The 13247-nt window shown below is 63.7% G+C and carries 16 protein-coding genes; 12 read left to right on the top strand and 4 right to left on the bottom strand.

Annotated elements, in window-relative coordinates; translation table 11 throughout:
* Position 1: 1 nt before the first annotated feature.
* The 7 genes from hisH (at position 2) to coaA (ending at position 4696) form a co-directional block, all read left to right on the top strand.
* Positions 2-652 carry an imidazole glycerol phosphate synthase subunit HisH gene (gene hisH, locus P9228_RS02530; RefSeq protein ID WP_095827266.1) on the top strand — a complete coding sequence of 217 codons (651 nt, stop codon included), beginning with the start codon at positions 2-4 and terminating at the stop codon, positions 650-652.
* Positions 653-949, top strand: a complete 297-nt coding sequence (locus tag P9228_RS02525; protein ID WP_067323883.1) for a DUF1330 domain-containing protein — start codon at positions 653-655, stop codon at positions 947-949.
* Complete coding sequence (gene hisA / locus P9228_RS02520) at positions 946-1692, top strand: 1-(5-phosphoribosyl)-5-[(5-phosphoribosylamino)methylideneamino]imidazole-4-carboxamide isomerase (RefSeq protein WP_278052200.1); 747 nt, start codon at positions 946-948, stop codon at positions 1690-1692. The genes P9228_RS02525 and hisA overlap by 4 nt, the downstream gene beginning before the upstream one ends.
* On the top strand, positions 1689-2528 hold the full coding sequence (locus tag P9228_RS02515; RefSeq protein ID WP_067002904.1) for an arginase family protein: 840 nt from the start codon (positions 1689-1691) through the stop codon (positions 2526-2528). The genes hisA and P9228_RS02515 overlap by 4 nt, the downstream gene beginning before the upstream one ends.
* Positions 2525-3319 (top strand): imidazole glycerol phosphate synthase subunit HisF, encoded by a 795-nt coding sequence (gene hisF, locus P9228_RS02510; protein ID WP_278052874.1) that lies wholly within the window; start codon positions 2525-2527, stop codon positions 3317-3319. The genes P9228_RS02515 and hisF overlap by 4 nt, the downstream gene beginning before the upstream one ends.
* Positions 3320-3328: 9 nt before the next feature.
* A complete protein-coding gene (locus tag P9228_RS02505; RefSeq protein ID WP_278052198.1) occupies positions 3329-3652 on the top strand; it encodes a phosphoribosyl-ATP diphosphatase in 324 nt (107 codons plus the stop codon).
* A gap of 84 nt (positions 3653-3736) precedes the next feature.
* The gene (gene coaA, locus P9228_RS02500) at positions 3737-4696 is read left to right on the top strand and encodes a type I pantothenate kinase (RefSeq protein WP_067002907.1); all 960 of its coding nucleotides are present in this window, start codon (positions 3737-3739) and stop codon (positions 4694-4696) included.
* Between the two features lie 114 nt (positions 4697-4810).
* On the opposite strand, the gene P9228_RS02495 is transcribed toward coaA, so the two are convergent.
* The 4 genes from P9228_RS02495 to P9228_RS02480 form a co-directional block, all read right to left on the bottom strand.
* Positions 4811-5935: a phosphatase PAP2 family protein gene (locus P9228_RS02495; protein WP_278052193.1), complete on the bottom strand. Its 1125-nt coding sequence runs from the start codon at positions 5933-5935 to the stop codon at positions 4811-4813.
* Positions 5936-5993: 58 nt separating this feature from the next.
* A complete protein-coding gene (locus P9228_RS02490) occupies positions 5994-6614 on the bottom strand; it encodes an alpha-ketoglutarate-dependent dioxygenase AlkB (protein ID WP_278052191.1) in 621 nt (206 codons plus the stop codon).
* 86 nt (positions 6615-6700) lie between these two features.
* Entirely contained in the window at positions 6701-7138 is a 438-nt protein-coding gene (gene arfB / locus P9228_RS02485) for an alternative ribosome rescue aminoacyl-tRNA hydrolase ArfB (RefSeq protein ID WP_095782128.1), read from the bottom strand.
* Between the two features lie 82 nt (positions 7139-7220).
* Positions 7221-8831, bottom strand: coding sequence for a phosphoenolpyruvate carboxykinase (locus tag P9228_RS02480; protein ID WP_278052187.1), 1611 nt, complete (start codon positions 8829-8831; stop codon positions 7221-7223).
* 341 nt (positions 8832-9172) lie between these two features.
* Between P9228_RS02480 and P9228_RS02475 the strand changes: the two genes are divergently transcribed.
* The 5 genes from P9228_RS02475 to P9228_RS02455 all read left to right on the top strand — a co-directional run bounded on the left by P9228_RS02475 (position 9173) and on the right by P9228_RS02455 (position 13122).
* Positions 9173-9874, top strand: a complete 702-nt coding sequence (locus P9228_RS02475; protein WP_006201274.1) for a response regulator transcription factor — start codon at positions 9173-9175, stop codon at positions 9872-9874.
* Positions 9875-9990: 116 nt separating this feature from the next.
* Positions 9991-11775 carry a sensor histidine kinase gene (locus P9228_RS02470; RefSeq protein ID WP_278052186.1) on the top strand — a complete coding sequence of 595 codons (1785 nt, stop codon included), beginning with the start codon at positions 9991-9993 and terminating at the stop codon, positions 11773-11775.
* A 25-nt stretch (positions 11776-11800) separates the two neighbouring features.
* Positions 11801-12262 carry an HPr kinase/phosphorylase gene (locus P9228_RS02465; RefSeq protein ID WP_278052185.1) on the top strand — a complete coding sequence of 154 codons (462 nt, stop codon included), beginning with the start codon at positions 11801-11803 and terminating at the stop codon, positions 12260-12262.
* A gap of 165 nt (positions 12263-12427) precedes the next feature.
* Positions 12428-12829: a PTS sugar transporter subunit IIA gene (locus tag P9228_RS02460; RefSeq protein WP_067002921.1), complete on the top strand. Its 402-nt coding sequence runs from the start codon at positions 12428-12430 to the stop codon at positions 12827-12829.
* Positions 12826-13122 carry an HPr family phosphocarrier protein gene (locus tag P9228_RS02455; protein WP_067323867.1) on the top strand — a complete coding sequence of 99 codons (297 nt, stop codon included), beginning with the start codon at positions 12826-12828 and terminating at the stop codon, positions 13120-13122. The genes P9228_RS02460 and P9228_RS02455 overlap by 4 nt, the downstream gene beginning before the upstream one ends.
* Positions 13123-13247 lie beyond the last annotated feature (125 nt).

Genomic DNA, 13247 nt, shown 5'->3' with positions numbered 1-13247 from the left:
CATGCGGGTAGCGATCATCGACTATGGGTCGGGCAATCTGCGCTCGGCCACCAAGGCCTTCGAGCGCGCCGCGCATGAGGCGGGCATCGCCGCGACCATCGATCTCACGGCCGACGCCGAGCGGGTGCGCAGCGCCGACCGCATCGTCCTGCCGGGCGTCGGCGCCTATGCAGACTGCGCGGCCGGCCTGCATGCCGTCACCGGCATGTGGGAAGCGGTGGAAGAGGCGGCGCTTCGCAAAGGGCGACCGTTCCTCGGCATCTGCGTCGGCATGCAATTGATGTCGGAACGCGGGCTGGAAAAGACCGTCACCGAGGGTTTTGGCTGGATTGCCGGCGACGTCAAGGAAATCACGCCGAAGGATCCGGCACTGAAGATCCCGCAGATCGGCTGGAACACGATCGAGCTCGCGCGCAAGCATCCGCTGTTTTCGGGCATCGAGACCGGTCCGAAAGGGCTGCACGCCTATTTCGTCCATTCCTACCACCTGGAGGCGAGGAACCCGGCCGAGGTGCTGGCGACGGCCGACTATGGCGGGCCGGTGACGGCGGCCGTTGCCCGCGACAACTTTGCCGGCACGCAGTTCCATCCCGAGAAAAGCCAGGCGCTCGGCCTGGCGCTGATCACCAATTTCCTGAATTGGAGGCCCTGAATGACCAAGAAGGGCTACTGGATCGCCATGATCGATGTCCGCGACCCGGACACCTACAAGAAATACATCGAGGCCAACGCGAAGGCCTTCGCCAAATTTGGCGCGAAGTTTGCTGTTCGGGCCGGCCGCCATACCGACCCGGAGGGAGCAACGGGAAACCGCCATGTCGTGGTGGAGTTCGATTCTTACGACAGGGCGCTCGCCTGCTATCAGTCGCCCGAGTACCAGGAAGCCTTGAAATTCCGGCTGGCGGCATCGACCGGCCACTTCGCCATCGTCGAGGGCGCCTGGTCGTGATCCTGTTTCCGGCAATAGACCTCAAGGACGGCAAATGCGTGCGCCTGAAGCACGGCGACATGGCGACCGCCACCATCTACAACGATGACCCGGCGGCCCAGGCACGAGCCTTCGAAGAGCAAGGCTTCGAATGGCTGCACGTCGTCGACCTCAACGGCGCCTTCAAGGGCCAGATCGTCAATTCCGCCGCGGTCGGCGCCATCCTCGAGGCGACGAAGAACCCGGTGCAGCTCGGCGGGGGCATCCGCACGCTGGCGCAGATCGAGGACTGGCTGGACCGCGGGCTGGCGCGAGTCATCCTCGGGACCGTGGCGGTGCGGGAGCCCGAACTGGTGAAGGAGGCATGCAGGACCTTTCCCGGCAAGGTAGCAGTCGGCATCGACGCCAAGGGCGGCAAGGTGGCGGTCGAGGGCTGGGCCGAAGCCTCGGAACTCGGCGTCATCGAATTGGCGAGGAAGTTCGAAGGTGCGGGCGTGGCCGCCATCATTTACACCGACATCGACCGCGACGGCGTGCTCTCCGGCATCAACTGGGATGCCACCATCGACCTTGCCGAGGCGGTGTCGATCCCGGTGATCGCTTCCGGCGGATTGGCCTCCATCGCCGACATCGTGCGCATGACCATGCCCGATGCGAAGCGCCTGGAGGGTGCGATCTCCGGTCGCGCGCTCTATGACGGGCGCATCGACCCGGCGGAGGCGCTCGCCATCCTGCGCGGCAACAACGCGGAGGCACGAGCGTGAACATCTCGATCATCCTGGCGTCCTATGACAGCGGCCACTTTCACGGCCGCTGTGGCCAAGGCCCCGATGCGCTGATCTCCGGCGGGCTGGCCGAGGCGCTGAAGCTTGCCGGTCACGACGTCGAGGTGCGCGACATCGGCAAGGTCGTCGAGGACGAGCAGGAGCGCGAGATCGGCACGGGATTTGCCGTCTGCAACGTCGTTTCGGGCGAGGTCCGCATCGCGCTGGACAACGGCCGCTTTCCCATCGTTCTGGCCGGCAACTGCCTAACCAGCGCGGGCGCGGTGGCCGGTGAAGGCGCGGACGCCATCATCTGGGCCGACCAGCATGGCGACCTCAACACTCCGGAAACCTCCACCTCCGGCTTTCTCGACGGCATGGCGCTGGCAACGGCGCTTGGATTGTGTTGGCGGCGCATGGCGGCGCAGATTCCCGGCTTCAAGCCGATCGAGCCGGCCCGCTGTGTCCTGGTCAACGCACGCGACCTCGATACGGCCGAGAAAGAGCTTTTGGAGAAGCTGCCTATCATCCGCACCGAGTGTCCGGACTGGGCAGTGGCCGCGGCGAAGCTGAAGGCCACGGGTGCCGAGCGCATTCACATGCATGTCGACCTCGACGTGCATGATCCGGAAACGCTGCAGGCCAATCGTTACGCAACGCTCGGCGGCCCGGCGCCGGAGCAGGTCCGCACCGCGATGTGCGGCTTTGCCGGCCCGCTCAGCATCGCCGGACTTACCATTTCCGCCTACGATCCGGCGTTCGACCCGAAGGGCGAGGTGCCGCCGCAGGTCGGCGAGCTGGTGGTCGACCTTTTGTCGACCATGGAGGGGCGCTGATGCTGAAAGCCCGCGTCATTCCCTGTCTCGACGTCAAGAACGGCCGCGTGGTTAAGGGCGTCAATTTCGTCGACCTGGTCGATGCCGGCGATCCGGTCGAGGCGGCGAAGGCCTATGACGAGGCGGGCGCCGACGAGCTCTGCTTCCTCGACATCACCGCATCGTCCGACAATCGCGAGACGATCTTCGACGTGGTCGCCCGCACGGCCGAACAATGTTTCATGCCGCTCACCGTCGGCGGCGGCGTGCGCCAGGTGGCCGACATCCGAAGGCTGCTTCTGGCCGGCGCCGACAAGGTATCGATCAACACGGCGGCGGTGAAGAACCCGGATTTCGTCGCGGAGGCTGCCGACAAGTTCGGCAACCAGTGCATCGTCGTCGCCATCGACGCCAAGAAAGTATCGGCTGCCGGCGAGGCCGACCGCTGGGAGATCTTCACGCATGGCGGGCGCGAGAAGACCGGCATCGACGCGGTCGAGTTCGCCAAGAAGATGGTCGATCGCGGCGCCGGCGAGATCCTGCTGACCTCGATGGACCGCGACGGCACCAAGGCCGGCTACGATATCGCGCTGACCCGCTCGATCGCCGATGCCGTGCGTGTGCCGGTCATCGCTTCGGGCGGCGTCGGCACGCTTGATCACATGGTGGAAGGCATCCGCGATGGTCATGCCGCCGCCGTGCTTGCCGCCTCGATCTTTCATTTCGGCACCTACACCATCGCCGAGGCCAAGGCGCATATGGCGGGCGCCGGCCTGCCGATGCGGCTGGACTCGACCGTTCATCGGACTTAAACCACTGCTATGGCTCAATTTTCACTCGCCGAGCTGGAAACGATAATTCATCAGCGCGCCCATTCCGGTGATCCGGAGTCATGGACTGCGAAATTGTTCGCCAAGGGCATGGACAAGGCGGCGCAGAAGCTCGGCGAGGAAGCGGTCGAGGCGGTGATCGCCGCCATTCGCGGCGACAGGCAGGCCCTCGTTTCGGAAAGCGCCGATCTTCTATATCATTGGCTGGTCGTCCTCGCGATCGCGGGCATTCCGCTGCAGGACGTGCTGAAGGAGCTCGAGGGTCGCACCGGCCGCTCGGGCGTCGCTGAAAAGGCGTCCCGGCCCCGGGGCTGACCGCTAAAGACGGATAGAGCATGATGTCGTCCGAAAACCGCTCCACACTTTTCGGCATCATGCTCTAGGAGGGCAGGAGACTCGATGGACCAGCTTGCTCCGACCGAGAAATACTCCCCCTTTCGTTTCTTCTCGGCCGAGCAATGGTCGCAGTTCCGCGCCGACACGCCGCTCACGCTGACCGAGGACGAGATCGACCGGCTGCGTTCGCTCAATGACCCGGTCGACCTCGAAGAGGTCAAGCGCATCTACCTCTCGCTTTCCCGTCTGCTTTCGGCGCATGTCGAGGCGAGCCAGCTGCTGTTCAGGCAGCGCCAGGCCTTCTTCAACGCGCAGGACGTCGTCAAGACGCCGTTCATCATCGGCATCGCCGGCTCGGTCGCCGTCGGCAAATCGACCACCGCTCGCGTGCTTAAGGAATTGCTGGCGCGCTGGCCGTCGAGCCCGAAGGTCGATCTCATCACCACCGACGGCTTCCTCTTGCCGAACGAGATCCTGCGCCGCAACAATCTGATGGAGCGCAAGGGCTTTCCAGAAAGCTACGACGTCGGCGCCCTGCTCCGCTTCCTTTCCGGCATCAAGTCGGCGCAGCGCGACGTCCGGGCCCCGGTCTACTCGCACCTGACCTACGACGTCATTCCGGGCGAGTTCGTCACCATCGACAGGCCGGACATTTTGATCTTCGAAGGCATCAATGTTTTGCAGCCGGGCAAGCTGCCGAAGGACGGCAAGATCGTGCCGTTCCTGTCGGATTTCTTCGACTTCGCCATCTATATCGATGCCGACGAGAAGCTGATTCACCAGTGGTACACCCAGCGCTTCATGCGACTGCGCGAGACTGCCTTCCGCAACCCGGACTCCTTCTTCCACCGCTATTCGCAGCTGTCGGAGGATGCCGCCCGCGCCATCGCCGAGGGCCTGTGGAGCAACATCAACCTGAAGAATTTGCGCGAGAACATCCTGCCGACCAGGGCGCGCGCCGACCTCATCCTGCGCAAAGGCGCCAACCACCTGGTCGAAGAGGTGGCATTGCGGAAACTCTGATAGAATCCGGCGGACCGGCGCCTAAAGCGCATGGCCCTGGCGTCGATTCAGGCGACGCGCTTTCAAATTAGTCTTTGTTCTTAGTCGGCGGCAGCTTCGATAAGGAGCCGGGTCTCAGCAGACCGTAGCGGCCGCCACGGGACGGTTGACGGTTCCGATCGGCATGTTCGGCACGAGGCGACGGTCCGCGGGGATTAGCTTGCGAGCGACGATGTAAATCACAGACACGACGATGACGGCGACATAGCTGTCTATTGCATAGTGCCATGCCAGATAGACCGAGCTGACAGCAACAAAGGCCACGTAGAGCAGAGCGAAGGCGCCGAGGAGGCGGCTGTATTCGCGCACGAACAATGCATTGAGCATTGCAAGGCCGACGTGAACGCTGGGAAACGCCGAGATACCCGTGGCAAAACCGGTCTGCTTGGCCTCATACAGCGACCATAGATACTGCTGGTAGGCGGCCGCGGAGTTGCTTGACCCAGCCCCGCGGGCCAGGAATGCAAGCTGTTCACCAAATCGCGCCGTGTCTCCCGTGACCGCGCCGTAAAATGCCGGACCCGCCGAGAGGAACAGCGCCGCCAGGATGTTCCCGACCAGGATCCAGACTGCCATAAAGCAGGCGAGATAGCGCGTTCGGACCGATGCAACCATGGGCGATGTCGCGACGAAGAACAAGCCGACGAAATTCAGCAGAAACCAGAAGACGTTGTAGTTCCATTCTATTATGGCGCGCACCAGATCACTTTCGGCCACGGAGTAGAGCCAGCGCCACGGATCGGCGCCCAAATGGAGGAAAGCGTCGATGTCCGCGTGCAGGACATCGAATTGAAAACCGCCTTGCCAGGCCGACATTCCGTTTTTCACGGAAGTGAAATTGCCCTGAAAGATCATGAGCGCCATCAGAAGGCACAATCCCGATAGCGAATATGCCAACCGCCCGGTCGAAAACACTCTTTTCGCAACCAAACGTCGCCGGGAATTGAAGCGATGCATAATGAGAATTGCGTCGGCAAGGATTGCTGTTGTGGGCAGTGCGAAGCCGTTGAGGGAAATCCAGGACCCGAAATATATCGAGAACGCGAGGCGGTCGGCCGCGCCAATCGCGTTCAGAAAGATCAGCCCGGCCAAAACATAAATGACGATGGCCAGATAGAGGCCCGAATCCCTCCGAACGAGTTGGGCTGCCTCCGTGACGATTGCCCACAGGCCGCGGAGGACCGAATAGCTTTCCGTCATTGCCGAGCCCCAAGCTGCAATAGCTGCCCGTCTTTATGAGGAAAACTTCTAGATTTCGTTAGCTTGCGGGCACCGTTACCCGCCGCAGCGTCAGATTGATACGGCCGCCACTCCTCAACAGCGCCGAGGTCGCTGGGTAGATGCGGTCAACGCCGTGGAAACAGAGGCGTCCCTCCCCGCCAAGCACGACGACATCGCCGCTCTTCAGTCTGAACGACTTGGTGCCGCCTTCGCGCGTGGTGTGACCGACCCGAAACAGGCAGTCGTCGCCGAGCGACACCGAAACGACGGGTGCTGCGAAATCCTGCTCGTCGCGGTCCTGGTGCAGACCCATCTTGGCCTCGCTCGAATAGAAATTGACGAGGCAGGCTTCCGGCGCGTGCGAATAGGCCGACACCTCGCGCCACACTTTTATCAGGGCTTCGGGGATCGGCGGCCAGGGCTCGCCTGTCACCGGGTGCATCGGCTGGTAGCGATAGCCGCGCTCGCGGTCGGTCACCCAACCAAGCGTCCCGCAATTGGTCATGCGCACGCTCATTTCCTTGCCGGTGCGCGGCATGGCCGGCACGTAAAGCGGCGCCGCCCGCACGACGCGCCTGATCTCCTCGACCAGCGCTTCCTGCTCCGTGCGCGACAGATAGCCCGGCATATGGCGAACGCCCTTGGGCAGAACGAGCATGGGATTCGATCCGATCAGTCCGTCCGAGCATGCCACCGGCAGAACGGCTTCGCGACCCGAAAGCGGCCGTCGTCGGATCTCGGCCCCTAGTCGCTTTCGACCCGGCCGCGCAGCTTCTTCACCGTCGAGCGCCCGGCCTTGGTCTTGAGGCGCCGCTCGACGGCGCCCTTCGAAGGCTTCGTCTTCTTGCGCGGCGGCGGCGGCGGCTCGGCCGCCTTGGCGACCAGTGCCGTCAACCTGGCTCGCGCGTCGGCGCGATTCTGTTCCTGAGTGCGGAAGCGCCCGGCCTCGATGACGATGACGCCATCCTTGGTTGCGCGCTGGCCGGCGAGCTTGATGGCGCGCTCCCGCACCCGCTCCGACAGGCCCGGCGCATTGGCGGCGTCGAAGCGCAGCTGGACGGCGGTCGCCACCTTGTTGACGTTCTGGCCGCCCGGGCCGGAAGAGCGGATGAAATCCTCGTGCAGGTCGTCCGGATGGATGACCGCGTCACTGGCGATGATGATGCTGTCGTCGGCATTCATGCGCACAGTCATGGCGCGGCGGCGGGAAAAAGAAAAGGCCCGGCCCAAGCCGGGCCCTGGAGGAAGATGTTCGGAGCGGCAGCTATTCCGCCGCCTCCTGCAGGCGCGGTGCCGCGCCGCGGATGGCCGCGTCGACATGTGTTTCGAATTTCTCGAAGTTGGCGGCGAACATGTTGACCAGCTTGGAGGCCTGCCTGTCATAGGCCGCCTTGTCGGCCCAGGTCGAGCGCGGATCGAGAATGGCGCCGTCGACGCCCGGCACCGCCACCGGCACCTCGAAGCCGAAATTGGCATCGGTGCGGAATTCGGCGGCATTGAGCGAGCCGTCGAGCGCCGCGCCGAGCAGGGCGCGCGTCACCTTGATCGGCATGCGACGGCCGGTGCCATAGGCGCCGCCGGTCCAGCCGGTGTTGACCAGCCAGCAATCGACGCCATGGCCGGCGATCAGCTCGCGCAGCAGATTGCCGTATTCTGACGGATGGCGCGGCATGAAGGGCGCGCCGAAGCAGGTCGAGAAGGTCGCCTCGGGCTCAGTTATGCCCTTTTCGGTTCCGGCGACCTTGGCGGTATAGCCGGAGAGGAAGTGATACATCGCCTGCGCCGGCGTCAGCCGGGCGATCGGCGGCATGACGCCGAAGGCGTCGGCCGTCAGCATGATGATGTTCTTCGGATGGCCGGCGCGGCCGGTCCTCGAGGCATTGGGAATGTAATCCAGCGGATAGGCGCAGCGCGTGTTCTCCGTCAGGCGGCCGTCGTCGAAATCCGGCGCGCGCGCAGCGTCGAGAATCACATTCTCCAGCACCGTGCCGAAGCGCTGCGTGGTGGCGAATATCTCGGGCTCCGCCTCGGCCGAAAGCCTGATCGTCTTGGCGTAGCAGCCACCTTCGAAGTTGAAGATGCCGTGCGGCCCCCAGCCGTGCTCGTCGTCGCCGATCAGCGTGCGCGATGGATCGGCCGACAGTGTCGTCTTGCCTGTGCCGGAAAGGCCGAAGAAGACGGCCGCGTCGCCGGCGGGTCCTTCGTTGGCCGAGCAATGCATCGGCATGACGCCTTTTTGCGGCAGCAGGTAGTTCAGCACGGTGAACACCGATTTCTTCATCTCGCCGGCATAGGACGTGCCGCCGATCAGCACGATCTTGCGGGTGAGGTCGACCGCGATAACCGTCGCCGCGCGGGTGCCGTGGCGGGCCGGGTCGGCGCGGAAGGACGGCAGGTCGATGATCGTCATCTGCGGCACGAAGCGGTCGAGCTCGGCGGCTTGCGGGCGGATCAGGAGATTGCGGATGAACAGCGAGTGCCAGGCGAATTCCGTCACGACGCGAACCGGCAGCTGGAACTCGGCGTCGGCGCCGCCGACGAGATCCTGCACATAGAGGTCCTTGGCCGCAGCATGGGCGCGGAAATCGGCGAGGAGCGTCTCGAACTGCGCCGGCGAGATCGCCTTATTGTTTTCCCACCAGACATGCGGGGCGGTGCTGTCGTCACGCACGACGAACTTGTCCTTCGGCGAGCGTCCGGTGTGCTGGCCGGTCTCGGCAACCAGCGCGCCCTGCGCCGTCAATTTCGCCTCGCCGCGGCGGATCGCTTCCTCATAGAGCTCGGCAGCGCCGAAATTATATCGCACCGTGCCCGTGGTCCTCAGGCCGATCGCGTCAATGGCGCAGTCGGGGTTGCGTTTGCCGGCTTCCGACATCAAATTTCCTCTCCGGATTTTGGCCGCGTCTGACCGGTCATTGCCGGAACGCGCAAGGGACTAGTTAGGGTCAGAACCAGAAAAGGCGAATGATATCAAATCATTAATCGATTTAAAAATTTTGAAAGTTGTTTAAATCGTTTATATGTGCAAAAAATCACAGAGGTTGCCCAAAGGATTGGCAGGCTTCGTTCGTCCAATCCGGTTATGGGTGCGATCGTGTGTAGCGGCAGGCCGCCCGTGACTTCGGACAAGGCCCGTGCCACATTTTGTACCCAATTTGTCCTGCAAAAGCCCTTTCTCGACGACAGAAGGGACAGCTCATGAGGGAGCCGCTTGAAATGGCAACAATCGCGCTTGTCGACGACGACCGAAATATTTTGACTTCGGTGTCGATCGCGCTCGAATCCGAGGGCTACCGCGTCGAAACCTACACTGACGGCGCGTCGGCACTCGAAGGCCTGGCGGCGCGGCCGCCCAACCTCGCCATCCTCGACATCAAGATGCCGCGCATGGACGGCATGGAGCTGTTGCGCCGGATGCGGCAAAAATCCGACTTGCCGGTGATCTTCCTGACCTCGAAGGACGACGAGATCGACGAATTGTTCGGCCTCAAGATGGGGGCCGACGACTTCATCCGCAAACCGTTCTCGCAGCGCTTGCTCGTCGAGCGGGTGCGCGCGGTGCTGCGCCGCACCAGCGCCCGCGAGGCGGCCGCCAAGGCGCCCAGCCAGCAGGCGCGCTCGCTCGAGCGCGGCCAACTGGTGATGGACCAGGAGCGGCACACCTGCACCTGGAAGGGCGAGCCGGTGACGCTGACGGTAACCGAGTTCCTGATCCTGCATTCGCTTGCGCAGCGCCCCGGCGTGGTAAAAAGCCGTGATGCGCTGATGGACTCGGCCTATGATGAGCAGGTCTATGTCGACGACCGAACCATCGACAGCCACATCAAGCGGCTGCGCAAGAAGTTCAAGGCCGTCGATGACGACTTCGAGATGATCGAAACCCTTTACGGAGTCGGGTACCGGTTTCGGGAAGCTTGATATAGTGAATAGTCAATGGTGAATGGTGGATGGTGCGAGCGGCCCACTGGGCTCTATCTAAGCGCCCCATTTTTCCATTCGCCATGCACCATTCACCGGACAGGGACTGCTAGTTGATGGCAGTGGACGCAGAGCGAGGCAGGCGGGCGGGCGCGGCGAAGCGCCCGTCGCGTATCGTGCCTGCATTCCTGTCGAAGATCACGGTGCCGATGCGCCGCTTCCTCGGCCACCACATCTTCTCCAGCCTGACGCGGCGCATCCTGTTTCTCAACCTGGCCGGCCTTGCCGTGCTGGTCACGGGCATCCTCTACCTCAACACCTTCCGCGACGGGCTGATCGACGCCCGCGTCGAAAGCCTGATGACGCAAGGCGAGATCATCGCTGGCGCCATCGCGGCCTCGGCGACGGTCGAGACCGACTCGATCAGCATCGATCCGGAAAAGCTGCTCGAGCTGCAGGCCGGCGAAAGCCTGGGGCCAGGCTCGGACCAGCTCGACAATCTCGACTTCCCGATCAATCCCGAGCGCGTGGCGCCGGTGCTGCGGCGGCTGATCTCGCCGACCCGCACGCGCGCCCGCATCTACGACCGCGACGCGAACCTGCTGCTCGATTCACGGCATCTCTATTCGCGCGGCCAGATCCTGCGCTACGACCTGCCGCCTGTCGACGACGAGCAGCCCGACCTATTGGAGCGCGTCGAGAAATTCGTCTTCGACTTCTTCCGCAACAAGGACCTGCCCGTCTATCACGAACAGCCCGGCGGCAATGGCGCGGCCTTCCCCGAAGTGGTCAAGGCGCTGACCGGCAGTCCCTCGACCATCGTGCGGGTAAGCGAGCAGGGCGAGCAGATCGTCTCGGTGGCGGTGCCGATCCAGCGCTTTCGCGCCGTGCTCGGGGTCTTGATGCTGTCTACCGAAGGCGGCGACATCGACAAGATCGTCGCGGCCGAACGCAAGGCCATCCTGCGCGTGTTCGGCATCGCGGCGCTCGTCACGGCCATCCTCTCGCTGCTGCTGGCCTCCACCATCGCCAATCCGCTGCGGCGGCTGTCGGCTGCCGCCGTACGGGTGCGGCGCGGCGTCAAGAACCGCGAGGAGATCCCGGACTTCTCCGACCGTCAAGACGAGATCGGCAATCTGTCGATCGCGGTGCGCGACATGACAAACGCGCTCTATGCGCGCATCGAGGCGATCGAAAGCTTCGCGGCCGATGTCTCGCACGAGCTCAAGAATCCGCTGACCTCGCTGCGCAGCGCGGTCGAAACGCTGCCGCTGGCCAAGAACGACACCTCACGCGCGCGCCTGATGGAAATCATCCAGCACGACGTGAAGCGGCTCGACCGACTGATCACCGATATTTCCGATGCGTCGCGGCTCGACGCCGAATTGGCGCGCGAGGATGCCTCGACGGTCGATCTGAAGAAGTTCATCACCGATCTTGTCGCGGTCTCGCGCGAGACGACGCGCAACAAGAAGTCGGTCGAGATCGAGCTCAAGGTCGCCAAGCTGCCGCAGGGCGTCAAAGGCTATGTCGTCGTCGGCCATGATCTGAGGATCGGCCAGGTCATCACCAACCTGATCGAGAACGCGCGTTCCTTCGTTCCCGAGGAACACGGCCATATCACCATCTCGCTGGCGCGCGCCGGCAAGTTCAACATCGTCACCGTCGACGACAACGGTCCGGGCATCAGAGCCGAAAAGATCGATCGCATCTTCGAGCGCTTCTATACCGACCGGCCCGCCGGTGAGGCCTTCGGCCAGAACTCCGGCCTGGGCCTGTCGATCAGCCGCCAGATCGTCGAAGCGCATGGCGGCACGCTGACGGCGGAAAACATCCCCGGCACCAAGCCGGGCGAGATCAAGGGCGCGCGCTTCGTGGTGACCCTGCCGGCCGAAGGCTGATCTCCGTTCCCAGACAGAAACGATCATGTCCGATCCTGCCGTGAAGCCCGAAAATATCCACGCAACGGCGATCCTGATCGGCGATCGCGGCGTCCTCATCACCGGGCCGTCCGGCGCCGGCAAGACGACGCTGGCGCTGACGCTCATCGATCATTGCCGGGTGCGCGGGCTGTTTTCGCGACTGATCGGCGACGACAGGCTGCTTGCCGCCCCGCGTCACGGGCGGCTGGTCTGCCGGGCGCCGGCCACCATCGCCGGTCTCGCCGAAGTGCCCGGCTTCATTCCGAGCCCGCTGCCGTTCGAGCCGGGCGGCGTGATCGACCTGCACGTCCGGCTGGTGCCGAAAGAGGAAATGGCCCGCTTCCAGGAAGAAATCAGCGAGCCGGTCGCGGGCTGCCTGGTGCCGCGCATCGATCTTGCCGAGCACAATGTTGTCACAGGCGTGCCGGCCGTGATGGCGCGGCTGTCGATAGCGCCTTTTTCATGATCCGGGTCCGGATTTTTTGCTGCAATGCGTCAAAATGGACCGGGCCGTCGCAATTTTGGGCTTGTCAACCGGCCGTGCGTCGACAAGATAGCGCTCCCGCCGCCTGGAATGGTTGGCGAACATAAAATACGCCAGTAAAGCGGCGATGACGGGAGCCACCAAAGAATGATCGGACTCGTGCTCGTGACGCACGGTCAACTCGCCACCGAGTTCCGGCATGCCGTCGAACACGTGGTGGGGCCACAGGACAATTTCGAAACGGTCGCGATCGGCGCCGACGACGACATGGAGAAACGCCGGGCCGACATCGTCGACGCGGTGGCACGCGTCGACACCGGGGCCGGCGTCATCGTGCTCACCGACATGTTCGGCGGCACGCCTTCCAACCTCGCCATCTCGGTGATGGAATCGGGCCGCACCGAGGTCATCGCCGGCATGAACCTGCCGATGCTGATCAAGCTCTCGTCGGTCCGCAAGGGCGACAACATGGCCGCCGCGCTCGACGAGGCGCAGGCCGCAGGGCGCAAGTACATCAACGTCGCCAGCCAGCTTCTGAGCAGCAAATGAACGCCCATGCGCCGGAAAAAGACGAGGTTGTGCGTGAGTTCCCGATCGTCAACCAGCGCGGCCTGCATGCCCGCGCCTCGGCCAAGTTCGTCCAGGTCGCCAGCGGCTTCGACGCAACCATCCATGTCGAGAAGGACGGCGTGAAGGTCGGCGGCACCTCGATCATGGGCCTGATGATGCTGGCGGCAAGCCCCGGCTACTCGATCCGCGTCACCGCCACCGGTCCGCAAGCCGGTCCGGCCATGGACGCGCTGGAGCAATTGGTCGCCTCGCGCTTCGGCGAGGAAATCTGAAGGCCGCCGATCGCTGCTCGCATTGTCTCGAAAGACATGCACGAATAAAGATTTCTTTATATCCCATTGTCGTTTGGCAGCCGATCTGCTAGTCAGGCCGGCAATCCGCGCCCTCCATGCGCCGT

This window comes from Mesorhizobium sp. WSM4898, from assembly GCF_029625845.1.
GTDB lineage: Bacteria > Pseudomonadota > Alphaproteobacteria > Rhizobiales > Rhizobiaceae > Mesorhizobium.
The sequence above is the reverse complement of the archived record's forward strand: the minus strand, read 5'-3'. Positions and strand labels throughout refer to the sequence as shown.

Coding starts and splice junctions, on each gene's coding strand:
- hisH (WP_095827266.1), top strand. CDS start 2: ATGCGGGTAGCGATCATCGACTATGGGTCGGGCAATCTGCGCTCGGCC.
- P9228_RS02525 (WP_067323883.1), top strand. CDS start 653: ATGACCAAGAAGGGCTACTGGATCGCCATGATCGATGTCCGCGACCCG.
- P9228_RS02505 (WP_278052198.1), top strand. CDS start 3,329: ATGGCTCAATTTTCACTCGCCGAGCTGGAAACGATAATTCATCAGCGC.
- coaA (WP_067002907.1), top strand. CDS start 3,737: ATGGACCAGCTTGCTCCGACCGAGAAATACTCCCCCTTTCGTTTCTTC.
- P9228_RS02495 (WP_278052193.1), bottom strand. CDS start 5,935: ATGACGGAAAGCTATTCGGTCCTCCGCGGCCTGTGGGCAATCGTCACG.
- P9228_RS02490 (WP_278052191.1), bottom strand. CDS start 6,614: ATGCTCGTTCTGCCCAAGGGCGTTCGCCATATGCCGGGCTATCTGTCG.
- arfB (WP_095782128.1), bottom strand. CDS start 7,138: ATGAATGCCGACGACAGCATCATCATCGCCAGTGACGCGGTCATCCAT.
- P9228_RS02480 (WP_278052187.1), bottom strand. CDS start 8,831: ATGTCGGAAGCCGGCAAACGCAACCCCGACTGCGCCATTGACGCGATC.
- P9228_RS02475 (WP_006201274.1), top strand. CDS start 9,173: ATGGCAACAATCGCGCTTGTCGACGACGACCGAAATATTTTGACTTCG.
- P9228_RS02470 (WP_278052186.1), top strand. CDS start 9,991: ATGGCAGTGGACGCAGAGCGAGGCAGGCGGGCGGGCGCGGCGAAGCGC.
- P9228_RS02465 (WP_278052185.1), top strand. CDS start 11,801: ATGTCCGATCCTGCCGTGAAGCCCGAAAATATCCACGCAACGGCGATC.
- P9228_RS02460 (WP_067002921.1), top strand. CDS start 12,428: ATGATCGGACTCGTGCTCGTGACGCACGGTCAACTCGCCACCGAGTTC.
- P9228_RS02455 (WP_067323867.1), top strand. CDS start 12,826: ATGAACGCCCATGCGCCGGAAAAAGACGAGGTTGTGCGTGAGTTCCCG.